Here is an 18,431-nt window from a genome sequence, read left to right on the forward strand (position 1 = left end):
AACGCGTGCAGAGTATGGCGCCAGAAACATCGACAACTTTGGTGCGGTGATGACAGCGATAACTAGGCTGCGCCCTGTCCACCTTCTGGCCCCTCGTCGACATGAAGAGAAGACCGAGATGATCTCCATCTTCATAACGAAGTCCTGAATCCAATCGAAATATACACGGATACAAAAGGCTCGGACCTTCTTTTCGAGGCTAAAGGAAAAGGGAGGTCATTTCATTTATGTGCGACGAACGACGACGCTAGTCTTCCGCGCGTTGCGCGCTCTCAGCGCGCGAGCGCCGCCCAATCGATCAGGCTGGCGAGAAAGGCGTCGCAGCGTTTGAGTTGCGCGACCTCGATATATTCGTCGGGCCGGTGCGCCTCGGCGATGCGGCCGGGCCCGCAGATGACGGTTTCGATGCCGAGCATCTCCTTGAAGCGGCCCGCCTCCGTGCCGTAGGCAACCTTGGCGTAGCCGTTGCTGCCGGCAAAGCGCTGCACGAGATGCGTGAGTTCGCCATCCGGCGCTGTCTCGATCCCCGGCACGGCAGCGAAAACCTCGAACGCGATCCCGGTCTCCGGCGCGATGGTCCGCATCTCCGGCTCCAGCGTGTCGCGCGCGTAGGAGATGATTTCCTCGACCAGCGCGTCGGGGTCCTCGCCCGGCATAACGCGAAATTCAAACTCGAAGCGGCATCGGTCCGGCACGATGTTGAGGGCCGTTCCGCCGGCGATCTTGCCCGTATGGGCGGTGGTGACCGGAACGTCGTAAGTTTCGTCGCGCTTGCCCTGGCTCGCCAGACGCGCGCCGATGCTTCGCAGCTTTGCAATCAGGAGCGCGGCATATTCGACGGCGTTGACGCCCTGTGGCGCCAGCGAAGAGTGGCAGGCGCGGCCGGTCACCGTCGCCCGAACCGAGCGCTTGGCCTTATGACCAACGACGACCTCCATCGAGGTCGGTTCGCCGACGATGCAGTACCGCGGCCGGTTCGGACGCGCCTTCAGCGCATCGAGCAGCCGCATGACGCCGATGCACCCGACCTCCTCGTCATAGGAAAAGGCAAGATGAATGGGGCGCGCGAGATCGCGCGACAGCGCCGACGGCACGGCGGCGAGAACGCAGGCCAGGAAGCCCTTCATGTCGCACGCGCCGCGACCGTAGAGACGCCCGTCCCGTTCCGTCAGATCGAAGGGATCGCTTTGCCACTCCTGGCCGTCGACCGGCACCACATCGGTGTGGCCGGACAGGATGATGCCCGGAACGTCGGCCGGCCCGATCGTCGCCCACAGATTGGCCTTCTCGCCGGTCGCGTCATAGACGCGCTCGCTCACAACACCCAGATTACCGAGATAACCTTCGACGAACTCGATGAGGGCGAGGTTGGAGCCGCGACTGGTCGTGTCGAAGCCGACAAGGCGGCGCAGGATTTCAAGACTGGACGGCGAAGGCATCGATGAACTCCGGGAAACGTATCGCACGCGCGATCATGAAAGCCTCTTGCGCACCATCGCGATAAAATCCGCTGCGGCGAGCGACGGCGGCCGGCTGGCGGGCGTCAGAAAGCAGGTCCGGTAAGGGATGGCGGTGGCAAACGGCCGTACGACGATGCCGTTGCCGAGCTGGTGGACGATCGGGAACGGATTGAGCAGCGCGACGCCCAGTCCTTCGCGCACGAACTCCGCCGCCGAAACCGCCGTCGCGGTTTCGATCACGATATGGCGGCGCACGCCGGCCTTGTCGAAGAGCCGGTCGGTCAGCGTGCGGCCGGAATGGCGGCGTGTCAGCGCGACGAAAGCCTGCCCTTCCAGATCCTGCAGCCGGATGGTCTCGCGCCGCGCCAGCGGATGACGGCTCGGCAGCGCGCAGATCGCCTCCGTCGCGAGCAACAGGTCGTTGCGCACGCTGTCATGCGAAACGGCGGTATCGGTCAAACCGACGTCGTGGCGGTCTTCGGCGATATTCGTGACGAGCGCGTCGCTGGAAAGCACCTCGAAGACCACTTCCAACTGCGGGTTGGCGTTGGTGAAGGCCGCGACGATCGGCGGCAGGAAGCGATGCGCGATCGTCGGCGGCGCGGCAATACGGAGCGTTCCGGTATGGGAGCCGGTGCCGGCGGCTGAGCGATTGGCAATCCGCGTCAGCGCGGAGAAGATTGGTCCGAGTTCGTCGTTGACGGCGAGCGCTTCGGGATTTGGCACAAGCCGCCCCCCCACCCGATCGAACAGCTGGCGGCCGAGCGTTGCCTCCAGTTCCGCCAGCGCACGACTGACGGCCGGCTGCGACAACCCGAGGCGCTGGCCTGCAACGGTCGTCTTGCCGGTTTCGACCAGCGCGCGCAGCACTTCGAGTTCACGCAGCGTGAAGCCGGCGCGCCGCTGTTCCTGTTTGGCGCTTGATGACTTTTCGGGCATATGTATGCAGATTTTGTATATCTTTTTCGCTTTGAAATTCATTTACTGCATAATAACGTTGCTGCCAAGAGCCGGAATGGCGCCGGTTGAAAAGCAGAAGCTGCGCTCCCGAACCCGTCGAAACGTCGAGGAGATTCAATGATGAAGAAATCCGCCCTTCTTGCCTGCCTTCTCGCCGGCGCAACTATGTGCAGTTCCGCAGGAGCTGCGGACCTTGCGATCGGTCTGAAGTCGGAAGCGACGTCGATGGACCCGCAATTTCATCAACTTTCCACCAATACCCAGGTACTGCTCAATATCTTCGAGCCGCTGACCAAGCAGGATCCGTTTCAGAAAGTAACGCCCGGTCTGGCGACGAAGTGGGAATCCGTCAACGACACGACATGGCGCTTCACGTTGCGCGGCGGCGTCAAGTTTCAGAACGGCAGCGCCCTGTCACCCCGCGACGTGATCTACACCTATTGCCGCGTGCCACTGGTCGTGAACTCCCCCTCCTCCTTTACGATCTATACGGCGGCCATCCTCGACGTGACGGCCGACGGCAAGAACGCCGTGCTGATCAAGACGGACGGCGCCAATCCGCTTCTGCCAACGGACCTTTCCAATCTGCCGATCCTCTCGGCCGACGCGGCCGGCGCCGACGCGACTGTCACCTACAAGCCGGGCGGTAAGTGCGAGGGCATGGGCAAGGTGCCACAGTCGGTCGATTTCAATTCTCCCGCTGTCGCCGTCGGCACCGGACCCTACAAGCTCGACAGGTTCGTGCGCGGCAGCGAAATGGTGCTGACGCGCTATGACGGTTACTGGGGGACCAAGCCGGACTGGGACAAAGTGACCATGCGCCCGATCACCAGCGACGGTCCACGTATCGCCGCGCTGCTGTCGGGTGACGTCGACATGATCGAATCCCCGCCGATCCAGGACCTGAAGCGGGTCAAAGACGCCGGCTTCAAGGTCATCGATGCGCTGTCCAACCGTATCATCTATCTGGCGCTGTTCCAGGACAGCAAGGCGACCGCTCCGAACATCAACGGAACCAACGGCAAGAACCCGCTCCTCGACAAGCGAGTGCGCGAGGCGATCTCGCTGGCAATCAACCGCGAGGCCATCGTCGCGCGCATCATGGGCGGCTATGCAAAAGTCGCCGGAGAGCTGCTGCCGCCACCGATGTTCGGCACCAATGGCCGCGCCGTCGACAAATACGATCCGAAGAAGGCCAAGGAGCTCCTGACCGCGGCCGGCTATCCCGATGGTTTCGAAATCACACTCGGAACGCCGAACGACCGCTACATCAACGACTCGCAGGTCGCCCAGGCCGTCGCCCAGATGCTGGTGCGCATCGGCATCAAGACCAAGGTCGACGCGCAGACCGCGAGCCAGTTCTTCTCCCGGCGCAATAAGCTGGAGTTCCCGATGTACCTGGCCGGCTGGGGCGCCTCATCGGGCGAAATGTCGTCACCGCTGAAGTCGCTGGTCGCAACCTACGACAAGAAGACGGGGATGGGCCCGACCAATGCCGGGCGCTATTCCAACCCCGAGATGGACAAACTGCTGACAGCGGCGATGTCGACCATCGACGATGCCAAGCGGGAAGTCATGCTGGGCAAAGCCGAAAAGATGGTGCTCGACGACTACGGCATCATCCCGCTGCACTATGAGCAGACGGTTTGGGCCATGAAGAAAGGCTTGAGTTACGCGGCACGCGTCGATCAGTATACGATCGCGTCAGACGTCCACGCGGCAAAATAGCCGCCCGCCCAGCCGGGGCCGCGCGCCCGATACCTTGGGAACGCGCGGCCTATTCCCTGCGGAGGCGATGATGATCGTCTATATCTTGCGGCGTATCGGGCAAAGCCTCTTCGCCCTTGCGGCGATGGCCATCCTGGTCTTCATCGGCGTCTTTGCCATCGGCAACCCCGTCGACATTCTGGTCAACCCGGAAGCAAACCAAGCCGAGATCGCCGCGACGACAGCGCGCCTCGGCCTCGACAAGCCGCTATGGGAACAGTTTGCCCGCTTCGTCGGGCATCTGTTTCAAGGCGACCTCGGCACATCCTTCGTCTACGGGCGCCCGGCGATGGAAATCATTCTCCAGCGCCTGCCGGCAACGATGGAACTGGCGGTGACGGCGCTCATCCTGGCGGTCGTCATCGGCGTGCCGCTCGGCGTCTATGCCGGACTGAAGCCCGACAGTATCGGCGGGCGCTCGGTGATGGCCGGCTCGATTCTCGGATTTTCGCTGCCGAACTTCTGGCAGGGCCTGCTGCTGATCCTGATCTTTGCAGTTCTGCTGGGCTGGCTGCCCGCGGGCGGACGCGGCGAGACCGTCGAGGTTCTCGGCATCCGCGTCAGTTTCCTGACCCTGGACGGACTGCGGCACATGATTCTGCCGGCGTTGAACCTCGCGCTGTTCAAGATGTCGCTGGTGATCCGGTTGACGCGGGCCAATACCCGCGAGGTCTGCCTGCAGGAATATATCAAGTTCGCGCGGGCGAAGGGCCTCTCTTCGACCCGCATCGTTCTCGTCCACATCCTCAAGAACATCATGATCCCGGTCGTGACCATCCTGGGCCTTGAACTCGGTTCGATGATCGCCTTCGCCGTCGTCACGGAAACCGTGTTCGCCTGGCCGGGCATGGGCAAGCTCCTGATCGATTCGATCAACCTGCTCGACCGACCCGTCATCGTCGCCTACCTTATGCTGACCGTGGTGATCATCGTCACGATCAACCTCATCGTCGATCTGCTCTATTCCGCTCTCGACCCCCGGGTTCGCCTTTCGCAGGTGAAGGCATGAGCGACGACGCCCTCACAGCCGGCCTCGCGCCGACCGCCACGGCAGAGCCCCTCGCCGCCGACAGCCCGTTCAAGCGCCTCCTCCATACCTTTCTCGAAGACAAGCTGGCGGTGATCGGCCTTGTTCTTTTCACCCTCGTCGTTCTGCTTGCGATCTTCGCCCCGCTGATCGCGCCGCAAAATCCCTATGACCTCGCCCAGCTCGACGTCCTCGACGGCGGCCTGCCGCCCGGATCGGCGAGCATGTCTACCGGCGGCATCTACTATCTCGGCACCGACGAACAGGGCCGCGACATGCTGTCGGCGATCCTTTACGGCTTACGCATCAGCCTGCTGGTCGCGACGGTGTCACTCGCCTTCGCCATCGCCATCGGCGTCACCGCCGGCACGATGGCCGCCTATTTCGGCGGCAAGATCGACAGCCTCATCATGAGGATGGTCGATCTGCAACTGTCCTTCCCGGCCATCCTCATCGCCCTGATCCTGCTCGCCCTCTGGGGCCGCGGCGTCGATAAGGTCATTATTGCCCTCGTCATCGTGCAGTGGGCTTACTATGCCCGCACCGTACGGTCCTCGGCCATCGTCGAAGCGCGCAAGGATTACATCGAAGCCGCGCATTGTCTGGCGCTGTCGCACAGCCGAATCATGTTCCATCATTTGCTGCCGAACTGCCTGCCACCGCTGATCGTGGTCGCCACGGTCCAGATCGCGCAGGCGATCGCACTCGAGGCGACGTTGTCGTTTCTCGGCGCCGGCGTGCCGATCACCGAGCCATCGCTCGGCCTCCTCATCGCCAACGGATACAACTACCTTCTGTCCGGCCGCTACTGGGTCAGTCTGTTTCCCGGCATCGCGCTCGTCCTGACGATCGTGGCGATTAACCTCGTCGGCGACCGGCTGCGCGACGTGTTCAATCCGAGGCTGCAGAAATGACCGCGCTTCTCAGCATCGAGGATCTGAAGACCCACTTCTTCACCCGCGATGGCGTGGTCAAGGCCGTCGACGGCGTCAGCTTCAGTCTGATGCGCGGACAGATTCTCGGCCTGGTCGGTGAATCGGGCTCCGGCAAGTCGGTGACCGGCTTCTCGCTGCTCGGGCTTGTCGATCCGCCAGGCCGCATTGTCGACGGCTCGATTCGGTTCGACGGTGAGGATCTGGTGAAAGGCGGCGAGCCGATGCTGCGCACCTTGCGCGGCAAGCGCATCGCCATGATCTTCCAGGATCCGATGATGACGCTGAACCCGGTCCTGCGCATCGACACGCAGATGATCGAGACCGTGCTCGCGCACGAGAATGTTTCGCGCGCCGAGGCACTGAAACGCGCACGCGACGCGCTTGTCATGGTCGGCATCTCGTCGCCGGACGAGCGGATGCAGAGCTATCCGCATCAGTTCTCCGGCGGCATGCGCCAGCGCGTCGCCATCGCCATTGCGATGCTGCACAAACCGGACCTGATCATTGCCGACGAACCGACCACCGCGCTCGACGTGACGATCCAGGCGCAGATTCTCGCCGAGATGCAGAAGCTGTGCGCCGAGACCGGAACCGCGCTGATCTGGATCACGCACGATCTTGCCATTGTCTCCGGCCTCGCCGACCGGTTGGCGGTGATGTACGCCGGCCGCGTCGTCGAAGAGGGCGAGACGGCCCGCGTCATCGAACGGCCGCTGCACCCCTACACCAAGGGCCTGATCGCTTCCGTGCCGCAGGGCAAGACGCGCGGCGCGCGGCTGCAGCAGATCAGCGGCATGCCGCCGTCGCTGCGCAGCTTGCCGAAAGGCTGTGCTTTCCGGCCGCGTTGCGCGCGGGCCGACGAGGCCTGTCTGGAAGAGCCGGCGCTGGAGGAGAAGCTACACGGTCGCAAGGCGCGCTGCTTCCACCCCTGGTCGCTCGACGAGGCCGCCGATGCGCGCCGGCAGGCGCCGTCCAGGGACGGGATGGCGGAGACGGCGACATGAGCGAGCCGATCATCGAGATCGACGGCGTCTCCAAGCGCTTCGTCAAGTCGCTCGATCTGGCCGAGCGGACGGCGCGCCTGCTCGGCGCCAGCGTTCGCCAATTGACGGTGAACGCGGTCGACGGCGTCGACCTGTCAATTCGCAAGGGCGAGGTCATGGGCCTGGTCGGCGAGTCCGGCTGCGGCAAGTCCACACTCGGCCGGATCGTCGCCGGATTGTACGCACCAAGCGCAGGCGCCATTCGCTTTCGCGGCCGCGACGTCGCTGCTCTCAAGGGCAAGGACGCCAAGGAAGCGGCGCTCAAGGTGCAGATGGTCTTCCAGGACCCCATGTCGTCGCTCAATCCGCGGCTTCGCGTCGACCAGATCATCGGCGAGGCGCCGCGCGTCCACGGCCTTGCCGGTCGTGGCGAAATCGACGCCTATGTCGAGGCGGCGCTACAGCGCGTCGGCCTCGATCCGGCGATGCGCAAGCGCTATCCGCACCAGTTCTCCGGCGGGCAGCGGGCGCGGATCGGCATCGCCCGGGCGCTCGCCGTGCAGCCGGACTTCATCGTCTGCGATGAATCCGTCGCCGCGCTCGACGTGTCGATCCAGGCCCAGATCCTCAATTTGTTTATGGATCTGCGCGAGGAGCTTGACCTCACTTACCTGTTCATCAGCCACGATCTCGGTGTCGTCGAGCACATCTCGGACCGGGTCGCCATCATGTATCTCGGGCGCGTGGTGGAACTGGGCGCCAGCGAGGAGATCTTTGCGTCACCCAATCATCCCTATACCCAGGCGCTGCTCGCCGAGATTCCGACGTTCGAGGCGAAGAAGAAGACCTATTCGGTGATCAAGGGCGAGATCCCCTCGCCGATCGATCCGCCCAGCGGCTGCCACTTCCATCCGCGCTGCCCGCATGCCTTCGCGCGCTGCCGGACCGAGCGGCCGGCGCTCAAGGAAACCGCGCCGAACCGCTATTCCGCCTGCCATCTCAATGACGCGAGTTGACAACGGCCTTTGCCGCAAGACGAGAGGACGACATGACGATTACCAACGCCGAGAGCATCTGGAATCTCGTCGACGCCCGCCGCGAGGATTACGAGGCGCTGAGCGACCGGATCTGGGGCATGCCGGAGATCGCCTATACCGAGTTCAGGTCCAGCGCCGAGCACACCAAGATGCTACGCAACGAGGGCTTTGCGGTCACCGAGGGGCCGGCGGGCATTCCCACCGCGGTGATCGGCGAAGCCGGCCAGGGCGGCCCGGTCATTGCCTTCCTCGGCGAATACGACGCTCTGCCCGGCCTCAGCCAGGAGGCCAACATCGCCGAGCCGCGGCCGCTCGAAGGTAATGGCTACGGCCACGGTTGCGGTCACAACATGCTCGGCTCGGCCGCGCTTCTGGCGGCGACCGCGCTCAAGAACTTTCTGGCCGAGAACAAGCTGCCGGGCACGGTGCGTTACTACGGGTGCCCCGCCGAGGAAGGCGGCGCCGCCAAGGCTTTCATGGTTCGCGACGGCCTGTTCGACGACGTCGACGCCGCGATCACCTGGCATCCGGCCGCGCTGACGCGGGTCGACGAGGCCAAATCGCTCGCCAACACGCGTATCGATTTCACCTTCAAGGGCCGAGCCTCGCACGCGGCCGCGGCGCCGCATCTCGGCCGTTCGGCTCTCGATGCGGTCGAACTGATGAATGTCGGCGTCAACTATCTGCGTGAACACGTGCCGGCGGATTCGCGCATCCACTACGCCATGATTGACGGCGGCGGTATCGCGCCGAACGTTGTGCAGGCACGCGCCAAAGTCCGCTATGCGGTGCGCTCGCGCGATATTCACGCCATGAAGGCGCTAAACGAAAGGGTGATCGACGTCGCCAGGGGCGCCGCGATGATGACCGGCACCGAGGTCGAGATCAGCATTCTGAGCGCCGTTTCCAATCTCCTGCCGAATACGGCGATGGAAGAGGCCATGCACGCCAACCTCGAGCGCCTTGGCCCGGTCCCTTTCGACGCCCACGACCGCACATTCGCCGCTCAAATCCAGGCGACGCTCAGCGAGGAAGACATCGCCAGTGACTATCTGCGCTGCGGCGTCGAGGCCCGCGCCGATACGCCGCTTTGTGACTTCATCGTACCGATGGATTCGGTCGGCGAGCCAATGATCGGTTCGACGGATGTCGGCGACGTCTCATGGGCCGTGCCGACCGTACAAGCCCGCGTCGCCACGCACGCCATCGGTTCGCCTGGGCATTCCTGGCAGATCACGGCCCAGGGCAAGGCGCCCGCGGCCAAGAAGGGCATGGTCTATGCCGCCAAGGCGATGGCGGGAACGGCCGTCGACCTGCTCAACGATCCGAACCTGCTGGCGCGAGCCAAGGCCGACCATCAGGCGCGTCTCGCCAGAACGCCCTACGCCTCGCCGATCCCGGCTGACGTCAAGCCGCCGATCCAGCCGCGGCCGCAAGCCAAGTAGACGAACTCGAAGACCAGGACTAGGCGATGACGACCACCCGACCGGCGATCAAGCTCACCGACGAACGCGCGCGTCTCCTGCTCGATGCGGGGATCGAGCATGCGAACAAAGTGGGCGTGCCGCAGTGCATCGCAACTCGTTGACGAGGGCCGCAATCTCGTGGCCGGATCGCGCGAGACCTCGCTGATAGTCCATTTCTACGCCTCCCTCCGAGCTGCGGTTCATTAGTCGCATGGCAGGAACTCGGCTACTTTGACGCAAGTCAATTCTTCATGAGCGAACCTGCGCCCGTGGTGGGTGCCCGCGCGCCGGACCGTTGATTTTGGTCAACGCGTCTTCTTCGTCCCACGTCACACTTTTTCGAAGTATTCGGCGAATACTCAGGACCAGGCTTGTGCGCCGCAAATGACGACTGACCCCGCGTCACCCGCTCCTATTTCGGTCCCGCACGTTTCAGCGAAGGAAGCGGCGGGAGCGTCACGAGTTATACCGCCCATCATACCAATTATCCCCGTCGCAACCCCCAAGCCCGCATTTGCCGACGAGGTTCCGGCTAAGCCCGTACAAGGCTTCGATCTTCTGCGCGATCTGAGCTTGTTCGCGCGGGTGTTGCGGCGGGCTCCGGGCGGACGAATTGTCTTGGTGATCTTCGCCGCGTCTATCGTCGTCACGATTGCCAACATGGTCGGGCAAGTGAGACTAAATCAGTGGAATGGAGATTTCTTCGACGCGGTCGGCCGCAAGAACCTCTCGGCCTTCGTCCATCTTCTTTGGACGTTTGTTGTCATCATCGCCGTGTTGCTTGCCCTTACGGTCGCGCAAACTTTTCTCCAGGAACGCCTGAAGTATCGACTGCGCGAGTGGATATCGCTGCACCTTCTGGCCGAGTGGCTCAAGCCGATGCGCGTTTATCAGTTGAGCTTCGCGGGACTGTATGGCCACAACCCCGACCAGAGAATACAGGAGGACACGCGCCTGCTCGGCGACTACACCGCCGATCTGGGCTCCGGGATTGTCTATTCTCTGCTCCAGATCGTGGCCTTCGTCGGCGTGCTGTGGGCGTTGTCGGCCCAGGTTACGTTCCAGGTCGCAGGCTATGATATCGCCATCCCGGGTTACATGGTGTGGTGCGCCCTCGCCTACGCCTTGATTGGTTCAATTCTGACTTGGCTGGTGGGTCGGCCACTCATTGCCCTGAATGGCGAGCGATATGCGCGCGAGGCGGAGTTTCGCTTCGCCCTCGTCCGGGTCAACGAGTCCGGCGAAAGCATCGCCCTGCACGGAGGGGAAAACGACGAAAAGCGGCATCTCGAAACGGCGCTCGCCGCTGTCGTCGATACCATGCGGCGATTATCCACCTCCCTTGCGCAACTGACCTGGATCACGTCAGGCACCGGATGGTTATCGCTGGTCGTCCCGATCCTGGTCGCAGCGCCGGCCTATTTCGGCGGTGCCTTGACCCTTGGCGGCCTGATCATGGTCGCTGGTGCATTCGCCCAGGTGCAGGGCGCGATGCGATGGTTCGTCGACAATTTCTCGCGCCTCGCCGATTGGCGTGCGGCGATCCACCGGGTCGCGCGTTTCCGTGAAGTTTTGGACAACCTGCCGGCGATCGAAAGCGGCTCTCCGGAAATAAAGCACGCACTGCATCCGGAAGGTCATCTCACTTTCGACGGCGTCCGTATACTCCTGCCGGATGGCCATATTGTCATCGAGGACGCCAGCGTCAGCGTCCAGCCGGGCGAACGCGTTCTGATTACCGGCGAAACCGGCGCCGGGAAATCGACGCTGTTTCGCGCCGTGGCGGGCCTCTGGCCGTGGGGCTCCGGGACCATCCTCACGCCGCCGCTCGAAGCCATGGCATTTCTGCCGCAGCGGCCGTATCTGCCCCTCGGCACCTTGCGCAATGCCTTGACCTATCCGGGCGCGTCCGACGCCTTCCCCGATGCCACCGTCCGACGAGCACTCGAACGTTGCGATCTCGGCGACTTGATTGCCAAACTCGATCAAGTCGACCGCTGGGACAGAGAGCTTTCGCTCGGCGAGCAGGAGCGCCTCGCCTTCGCACGGTTGCTTCTACACAAACCGAGCTGGGTTTTTCTCGACGAAGCGACAGCCGCGCTCGACGAAGACAGCCAGCGTCACATGATGAGCCTGTTCGATGACGAATTAAAGAATACGACAGTGCTGAGCATCGGCCATCGCCCGGATCTCGCCGCCTACCATACCCGGACACTTCAGCTCGTACATGGTCGAGATGGTGACCGGCTCAGGATCAAGCCGCCGGTCGCGCCGCCGCCACCGCGGCATTGGCTGCATCGGCTGGTAGATTGGATCACGGTCTGATCGATGTGGTGGGGCTCAGGCGATCCCCCGGCCATTTCGCCTTTGGTTGTTCGACCAATGCCGCCGATTCTTGGATATCCTGATGCCGCGTCGATGATGGAGTTCGACGCCGACACTATGACGCCGGAAAGCGGATCGCATTCCCCTGCTTCGTGAAGCAGGAACGATCAGGCCGGCACTCGGGCTGTCGGCAATCGCAGGCGATTGATCCACTGAACCAGGACCCTTTCGTCCTTGGCGATGCCGCCGGGCTCGCCGAGCACCCGTGCTGAGAAAGTCGCAGCCTCGCGCGCTTCGCGCGGCGCATAGCCATAGGCTTGCCGGAAGGCGCGGCTGAACGATGTGTCGTTCGGAAAACCGCAGGCCAGCGCAATGTCACCCACGGTCCGCCGCTCGTTGAGATCGGCCAGCATGATATGGGCGCGGGCCAGCCTTCGCTGGCGAATGCATTCGGCGACGCCACCGTAAGGCTCGAACACACGATAGAGCGTCGAGCGAGACAGCCGCAGTTCGGCCGCCAGATGCTGTGCGCCCCAAGCCCGCTCATGCAGGTGCGCGTCGATTTGTTTCTTGGCTCGCTGCAGCAGCACGCCGTCGATCTGGCTCTGCGCGCGCGCCGCGGCATCGCGCGACGGCGACAGACACGCCGCCAGCATATGCCGGATCGCCTGCGCCAGATGCGGCGCATCCGGACCGTTGGTCTGCCCGACGCGCGGCGGCAGCGACAACAGGAAATCATAGAGCAAGCTGCCGCGCACGCCATCGAGCGACAGACAGTGCATGTCGAACGGCGGCAGCACCTCGTCGAGGAAATCGCGCGGCAGCGTCAAGGTGATGCTGTCATTGTCGGCCACCTCGCTCAGGATCGGCCGGGCGAAGTCGATCGAGCAGATGCGGCCCGGCCCGCTCTCGATCTGGCGTTCGCCGTCATTGGCGACCCATTGCCCGCGCCGGTGTAGCAGGAACGTGTAGTGGTCGAAGCCGTCGCTGCGCGCCCGGCGCAGGGTGCGCAGCAGACGATCGCCGCTGAACTCACCGCTGGTCAGGATCAGGCCGTTGATATTCCAGATGTTGATGTTGGCGGCAAAGACTTCCGCCGCGCTCTGGTCCTGCAGATCGTAGAACCGGCTCTGGCTCTGCTGCCAGATCTCGCGGCCCTTGCCTGCGGGCAGCGCTGCCGTGTAGAGGACCATCAACGGGATCGGGTCGACAGGCATCCGGAATTCCAAAGTTCCAGTTTTGCGTCAGTGGGTTACGGCTATAGCCAGCGTGCAACTATAAAGGGATCGGGATAACGGGGCAAGAATTGGGACGCCCTGTACGTGACCTCGACGGGCAAGTCTCTAAACATTCTATGCGGCGGCGGCTTTGCCATCGCCTGGGATCGAGTGGGGGTTCGGCACACGCGCAACCGCAAATTATAGCGTTGCTTTGGGGAGCTATACCCTGGCTTCAGGGCTGCCGACGCCCACTGGTCACGTACAATACGGTGCGAATACGATCGGTTCGCTCAGTTGCATGGCGGAGACTCCGACGCAACCGCCAAAAGTCGCCCCGCCGCCGGTGAAATCACGATAGTGGATCAGCATTTTCGCGCTTCCGACAAGCTGTCGATCTCCTCTCATTTGCTTTGGGGATGGTCGTGGGTCCGATCGCGGATCCCGCACCAGGGAAGATTGACGCGCTCAGCGGGAACGGCCAGCGCCGCGCCCTCACCAGCCCGCCTGCCTGCGGAGCAATGCGCCGAAGATGTCGGAGTAGTCGTCGGTCCAAGGCGCCACCGACGCATCAACAAGAAGCGGCGCCCATCCGGGCACGCGTTCGAAATTTCGTAACGTATCGGAAGACCGCGCCAGGACGACGACCTGTGCGTCGGTCCGATAATTCCACGGGACGCTTGGAGCGCGTACGTCAAGCTTGCCTTTCGCGACAAGACCTTCGCCCGCGGCGATGGCCGCGACCACATTTGCCAGTTCAAGATAGCGATTTGAGATGTGCAGCACGAGCGCGCCTTGCGGAGCGAGACGCGACAGGTAGCCCTCGATGGCCTCCCACGTCAGCAGATGCGTCGGAATGACGTCGGAGGAGAAGGCATCCAGCACGATGAGGTCATGGGTCTCATGAGATTGCGCAAGCGTAAGCCGCGCGTCGCCGAGCACGACGCGAGCGTCGGGCGCGCAAGAACTCATGAAATTGAACAATTGTGGATTTCTGGCGATTTGCACGACCGACGGATCGATTTCGTAAAATGTCCAGTGTTCGTCACCGCGGCGCAGGCATGACAGTGTCCCAGTGCCGAGGCCGACCACAGCCACGCGGCGCAACAGCCCGCCTTGCGCGCCGCGGATCGCCTCGATGGCCTGCCCGATAGCGCCATCGGGAAAATAGTAAGTGAGCGGTTTTGGCCTGTCGCCACCGATATCCGCGATGCTTTCGGCACCGTGCAATGTAGTGCCGTTATAGAGCAGCCGATATTTGCCATCGGCGGTGTCGATAACCTGATGCACGCCGAAGAAGCTGCGCACGGCATGCACACGGTTGAGTCCGGGCTGCCAGAGCGCCGTGACGAAAAAAGCGAAAACCGCGAGCGCGGCGAAGCGCGCCGGCCGCTTGCGTTGGAACAACATCAGGGTGGCTACTGCGATCAGCACAATCTGGAAGGCAAGCTCGGCTTGGGCCGGCAAGTCGAGGTCAAACACCAGGCGCGCTATGACCGCGGCACCGGACAATACCAGAGGCGGAGCAATTTCGCGGGCAAGCTTGTATCGGCCCTCGACATACATACCCGGCATAGCCATGAGAGCGAGCACGATCAGAATTGGATATTCGTAGGGCATCGAAAATAAATGCGGCGCGGCAAGCGCCGCGAATAGTCCGCCAACGACCCCGCCTACAGACATCCAAAGATAGAACTCCGTGAGCTTGGCCGGCGCCGGCCGGCGCCGGTAGAGTTCGGCGTGACAGAGCAGAGTCAGTAGTACGAATGCCGCCAGGTTGACGACGATCATCGCAAACATGTAGCGCTTTGTGCCGCCGAGCAGACCGATCGCCAATGGCGCTACGACGATCGGCACCAGCATCACGACGGTAGAGGTCGACAGCCACGGCCGGTCGCGAAACACGGCGACAAAAGTCAGGAGATAAAGCGCGAGGGGTATCACCCAGAGAAAGGGCGCAGACGCGATGTCCGAGGTGATATAGGTCGTCACCGATATGGTGAGGCCGACAGGGATCGCGGCCAGCGCCATCCAGCGCAGGCGCGCCGGCCACGGCGTCGGCGCCGCTTCCGCCGCCGCTTCGGGCGCACGGGCACCGGATTGATGGCGCGAGGCAAGCACCGCGGCGACTGCGATCAGCACAGCAAGCACCGCGAAGCCGGTTGACCAGAGTTGCGACTGCTCGCGCAAGGTCAAAAATGGCTCGACCACGACCGGGTATGCGAACAGTGCCGCGAAGGATCCAAGGTTGGAGGCGGCATAGAGGACGTATGGATTGCGCGCCTGGCGATGGTCGAGGCCAGCAAACCATCCCTGCAACAGCGGAGCGCTCGCCGAGAGCGCGACGAAGGGCAGTCCGATCGATGCTGAAAACAGCCCGATGAGCCAGATCGATGTGCCTTCGCTCGGGGGCGCACCGAACAGCGCGGATACCGTGATCGGCAGCGTCGCGGCCGCACAGGCCAGCAGGCAGAAGTGAACGAGCGCGCCGTGCGACGGCAACAGCCGCCGCACCAGCACATGCGCGTAGCTGTAGCCGGCAAGCAGCGCTGCCTGAAAGAACACCATGGCGACGGACCAGACGGTGGGCGCGCCGCCAAGCCGCGGCAGCACCATCTTGGTGAACATCGGCTGGATCAAGAACAGCAGGAGCGCCGACACGAACAAAGTCGCGGCGTAAAGGGCGGGCAGAAGCCTCAGCGTGTTGACTTTATCGGGTGTTCGAGAGCGCTCGACCGTCATTCCCAGGGAACCAATTCTGGAGGGCACTACGTCCACAACTCTACCTGGCCGAGTATTAAGACGAGCTTAGTTCGGCACCTCGTTTTTTAGGCAGAGACCAGAGCTGCAAATCCCCTGCGCCTTTCTTTTGTACGGCCGGATCGTGCGTATTCAGCATCCGGTCGGCGCAGCACAGGATGACCGCCGCCGCCACCACAGCTTGTGCGAAGAGATTGTGCAGCCGATCGGTTGACCACGACTCGCACAACGCCACATCGGATTTAGCCGAGGCATCGCAGGGACCATTAGTCGCGAGATAGCTCTCGGCTTGATCAGCGTCGCAGAGGCGTTTCTCGGCAAGGCCGGCCTAAAGCTGCCCGGCGCGGCCGCTCCTGCTCCCCAGTCCCGCTTCGATGCAGGCCGCGGCGGCGAGAAGCCGGCGGTCGCTGTTGCGCCGGCCGATCAGCATCAGGCCGACCGGTAAGCCGGGGCCCGCGATCGGCAGCGAGATCGACGGACAATCAAGCAAATTGGCGACCCGCGGATTGCGCAGCACCAGGCCGTTGGCCTCACGAAACGCCGCGATATCGTCAACCGCGGCAATAAGCGGCGCGACGATCGGCGTGGTCGGCACGACCACGATCTCGTCTTCGCCGAGCGACCGGTCGAACGCCTCGATCGCTGCTTGTCGGTGCCGCGTCATCAGCACATAGTCGGTCGCCGAGACGTTCCTACCCGCCTCGATGCGCGCCCGCGTCTTCGGATCGACGCCGTCGAGCGACGTGACGGCGAGCTCGGCCAAGGTCGCGGCGACCTCGACGGACGGGAAGGTGCCGAGCTTGTCGATCCGGTCGGTGTATTCGAGGATCGGATCGAGCGAACGCTCGTCGACGGCAATGCCGACGGCTTGGCATCTGGCAATGGCGCGGTCGAAGGCCTGCAGCACGTGCTCGTCGCAGCGCGCGAACAGACGGCCCCGCCCGATCGTCAGCCGGAAGTCCTTCGGTTCGGCAGGGATCAGCGCGGCGGTGCCGCAACGCCCCGACAGGATTTGATCGGCCACCGCGCAGTCGGCGACGCTCAAGGCGATCGGGCCGACAGTGTCGAGGCTCGACGATAGCGAGAAAGCGCCGGCGGTCGGCACGCGCCCGCCGGTCGGCTTGAACCCTACCGCGCCGGACAGCGCGGCCGGAATCCGCAGCGAGCCGCCGCTGTCGCTGCCGGTGGCGATGTCGGCCATGCCCCCGACAACCGACACCACGGCGCCGGACGACGAACCGCCCGGCACCCGCGCGCGGTCGCGCGGATTGCCCGGCATGCCGTCGTGCGGATTGGTCCCCAGGGCCGAGAAGGCGAATTCGGTCATCTGGGTCTTGCCGATGATGATCGCGCCGGCGGCGCGCAGCCGTTCGATGATCTCCGCATCGCGGCTGGCCGGCGGCAACTGGCGCAGCACCGCCGAGCCGGAATGCGTCACCGTGCCCGCGACGTCGAACAAGGCCTTCACCGACACGATGCGACCGTCCAAAGCGCCCTTCGACATGCCGCTGGCGGCGCGGCGTTCGGCGGCAAAGGCTTCGATCTTCGCGCTTTCGCTGAAGACCTCGGTGAAGGCCAGAGGCCCCTGCCCGCCGCGAGCGTCAATGTTCGCCAGTGCAGTTTGCAGTCGGTCGGTTGCCGAGGCCATGTCAGCTCACAGAGGTTCGGTGATTGATTTAGGCGCGAGACAACGCCGCGCGGGCGAGATTGTCCGGGTATGGCGGATTCCGGCCGCCACGGGCGTGCCCGCTTAGCAACAGGCCAATATTCGCGCCGAGCGCTGCGGAAGACGTATCGGCGGCGCCTCGTTCGGACGACGCCAGCCACGCCACGAGGCGATCCTGCTCAAGGTATTCGGCGGCGAGTTCGATATCCTTGACGCGGTCGCGAAGCGATTTCGCCTCGGCCGCCTGTTCGCGCGCGAGCGCGGCAATCCCCTGCTTCATCGCCCGCCGGCACGTGCGCAGCGGCACGATGACGCCTTCACGAATGCCGGCCACTTCGCGATCGATCGCGGCGAGATCCTGCGCGCTCAGCATGATCCTGGCGACGACCCCGGCATAGGCGCAGAACAACAGAATGTTGACGTCAACACCGTGACCGTCCTGCAGGCTCAGACACTCTTCCTCGACCCCCGGCGCGGTGTAGACGGCAAACGAGAAGTAGCGGAACGACATCATCGCGTCTCGCGGCCTTATGTGAGCCGGCCCGCTTCCACCGAAAGACGATAGCGGTGGATGGACCACTTCTCGAAGCAGCCGACCTCGACGAAAGGATCGCCGGTGACGATCCTTTCGGCGGTTTCACGGTCGGCCACATCGAGCAACAGGATCTGGCCCATGCGGGTCTTGCCGTCATCGGACAGGATCGGTCCGCCGAAGCGGATGCGACCGAGGTGCTCCTCCCAATAAGCATCGTGACGAGGCTTCGTCTCGGTGCGGAGCACCTCGGTATTCGGCTTGCTGGTCAAGATAGCGACGTACACACGCGCGCC

14 protein-coding genes are annotated in these 18,431 nt (G+C 63.6%); 7 read left to right on the plus strand and 7 right to left on the minus strand.

Annotated features, from left to right (window positions below; all coding sequences use genetic code 11):
* Positions 1-272: 272 nt before the first annotated feature.
* On the minus strand, positions 273-1,439 hold the full coding sequence (argE, locus tag ASD45_RS11595) for an acetylornithine deacetylase (RefSeq protein ID WP_056911619.1): 1,167 nt from the start codon (positions 1,437-1,439) through the stop codon (positions 273-275).
* 33 nt (positions 1,440-1,472) lie between these two features.
* On the minus strand, positions 1,473-2,399 hold the full coding sequence (locus ASD45_RS11600; RefSeq protein ID WP_162249411.1) for a LysR substrate-binding domain-containing protein: 927 nt from the start codon (positions 2,397-2,399) through the stop codon (positions 1,473-1,475).
* 138 nt (positions 2,400-2,537) lie between these two features.
* On the opposite strand from ASD45_RS11600, the gene ASD45_RS11605 reads away from it, so the two are divergent.
* The 7 genes from ASD45_RS11605 to ASD45_RS11635 all read left to right on the plus strand — a co-directional run bounded on the left by ASD45_RS11605 (position 2,538) and on the right by ASD45_RS11635 (position 11,960).
* Complete coding sequence (locus tag ASD45_RS11605) at positions 2,538-4,148, plus strand: ABC transporter substrate-binding protein (RefSeq protein WP_200949662.1); 1,611 nt, start codon at positions 2,538-2,540, stop codon at positions 4,146-4,148.
* A 70-nt stretch (positions 4,149-4,218) separates the two neighbouring features.
* The gene (locus ASD45_RS11610; RefSeq protein WP_056912738.1) at positions 4,219-5,196 is read left to right on the plus strand and encodes an ABC transporter permease; all 978 of its coding nucleotides are present in this window, start codon (positions 4,219-4,221) and stop codon (positions 5,194-5,196) included.
* Complete coding sequence (locus tag ASD45_RS11615) at positions 5,193-6,128, plus strand: ABC transporter permease (protein WP_056911621.1); 936 nt, start codon at positions 5,193-5,195, stop codon at positions 6,126-6,128. The genes ASD45_RS11610 and ASD45_RS11615 overlap by 4 nt, the downstream gene beginning before the upstream one ends.
* A complete protein-coding gene (locus ASD45_RS11620) occupies positions 6,125-7,153 on the plus strand; it encodes an ABC transporter ATP-binding protein (RefSeq protein WP_056911622.1) in 1,029 nt (342 codons plus the stop codon). Before ASD45_RS11615 ends, ASD45_RS11620 begins: the two co-directional genes overlap by 4 nt.
* Complete coding sequence (locus ASD45_RS11625; RefSeq protein WP_056911623.1) at positions 7,150-8,148, plus strand: ABC transporter ATP-binding protein; 999 nt, start codon at positions 7,150-7,152, stop codon at positions 8,146-8,148. The genes ASD45_RS11620 and ASD45_RS11625 overlap by 4 nt, the downstream gene beginning before the upstream one ends.
* Positions 8,149-8,180: 32 nt before the next feature.
* Positions 8,181-9,614 carry a M20 family metallopeptidase gene (locus ASD45_RS11630; RefSeq protein ID WP_056911624.1) on the plus strand — a complete coding sequence of 478 codons (1,434 nt, stop codon included), beginning with the start codon at positions 8,181-8,183 and terminating at the stop codon, positions 9,612-9,614.
* Positions 9,615-10,256: 642 nt separating this feature from the next.
* On the plus strand, positions 10,257-11,960 hold the full coding sequence (locus tag ASD45_RS11635) for an ABC transporter ATP-binding protein/permease (protein WP_244485458.1): 1,704 nt from the start codon (positions 10,257-10,259) through the stop codon (positions 11,958-11,960).
* Positions 11,961-12,127: 167 nt separating this feature from the next.
* Here the strand turns inward: ASD45_RS11635 and ASD45_RS11640 are convergent, their stop codons facing one another.
* The 5 genes from ASD45_RS11640 to ASD45_RS11660 all read right to left on the minus strand — a co-directional run bounded on the left by ASD45_RS11640 (position 12,128) and on the right by ASD45_RS11660 (position 18,422).
* Positions 12,128-13,177 carry a helix-turn-helix domain-containing protein gene (locus tag ASD45_RS11640; protein ID WP_056911626.1) on the minus strand — a complete coding sequence of 350 codons (1,050 nt, stop codon included), beginning with the start codon at positions 13,175-13,177 and terminating at the stop codon, positions 12,128-12,130.
* Positions 13,178-13,672: 495 nt separating this feature from the next.
* Complete coding sequence (locus tag ASD45_RS11645; protein ID WP_056911627.1) at positions 13,673-15,919, minus strand: fused MFS/spermidine synthase; 2,247 nt, start codon at positions 15,917-15,919, stop codon at positions 13,673-13,675.
* 346 nt (positions 15,920-16,265) lie between these two features.
* Positions 16,266-17,585: an amidase family protein gene (locus ASD45_RS11650; protein WP_056911628.1), complete on the minus strand. Its 1,320-nt coding sequence runs from the start codon at positions 17,583-17,585 to the stop codon at positions 16,266-16,268.
* 28 nt (positions 17,586-17,613) lie between these two features.
* Positions 17,614-18,117 (minus strand): TIGR02444 family protein, encoded by a 504-nt coding sequence (locus ASD45_RS11655; RefSeq protein ID WP_082540792.1) that lies wholly within the window; start codon positions 18,115-18,117, stop codon positions 17,614-17,616.
* A 14-nt stretch (positions 18,118-18,131) separates the two neighbouring features.
* The gene (locus ASD45_RS11660; protein ID WP_056911630.1) at positions 18,132-18,422 is read right to left on the minus strand and encodes a YciI family protein; all 291 of its coding nucleotides are present in this window, start codon (positions 18,420-18,422) and stop codon (positions 18,132-18,134) included.
* Between the last annotated feature and the right edge of the window lie 9 nt (positions 18,423-18,431).

The sequence above is a fragment of the Pseudolabrys sp. Root1462 genome (assembly GCF_001426945.1).
Taxonomy (GTDB): Bacteria; Pseudomonadota; Alphaproteobacteria; order Rhizobiales; family Xanthobacteraceae; genus Pseudolabrys.

Bases quoted from the DNA above. Each gene is read 5' to 3' on its own strand.
- ASD45_RS11600 (WP_162249411.1), bottom strand. From the start codon at position 2,399: ATGCCCGAAAAGTCATCAAGCGCCAAACAGGAACAGCGGCGCGCCGGC.
- ASD45_RS11650 (WP_056911628.1), bottom strand. From the start codon at position 17,585: ATGGCCTCGGCAACCGACCGACTGCAAACTGCACTGGCGAACATTGAC.
- ASD45_RS11645 (WP_056911627.1), bottom strand. From the start codon at position 15,919: ATGACGGTCGAGCGCTCTCGAACACCCGATAAAGTCAACACGCTGAGG.
- ASD45_RS11610 (WP_056912738.1), top strand. From the start codon at position 4,219: ATGATCGTCTATATCTTGCGGCGTATCGGGCAAAGCCTCTTCGCCCTT.
- ASD45_RS11655 (WP_082540792.1), bottom strand. From the start codon at position 18,117: ATGATGTCGTTCCGCTACTTCTCGTTTGCCGTCTACACCGCGCCGGGG.
- argE (WP_056911619.1), bottom strand. From the start codon at position 1,439: ATGCCTTCGCCGTCCAGTCTTGAAATCCTGCGCCGCCTTGTCGGCTTC.
- ASD45_RS11615 (WP_056911621.1), top strand. From the start codon at position 5,193: ATGAGCGACGACGCCCTCACAGCCGGCCTCGCGCCGACCGCCACGGCA.
- ASD45_RS11640 (WP_056911626.1), bottom strand. From the start codon at position 13,177: ATGCCTGTCGACCCGATCCCGTTGATGGTCCTCTACACGGCAGCGCTG.
- ASD45_RS11630 (WP_056911624.1), top strand. From the start codon at position 8,181: ATGACGATTACCAACGCCGAGAGCATCTGGAATCTCGTCGACGCCCGC.
- ASD45_RS11625 (WP_056911623.1), top strand. From the start codon at position 7,150: ATGAGCGAGCCGATCATCGAGATCGACGGCGTCTCCAAGCGCTTCGTC.
- ASD45_RS11620 (WP_056911622.1), top strand. From the start codon at position 6,125: ATGACCGCGCTTCTCAGCATCGAGGATCTGAAGACCCACTTCTTCACC.
- ASD45_RS11605 (WP_200949662.1), top strand. From the start codon at position 2,538: ATGATGAAGAAATCCGCCCTTCTTGCCTGCCTTCTCGCCGGCGCAACT.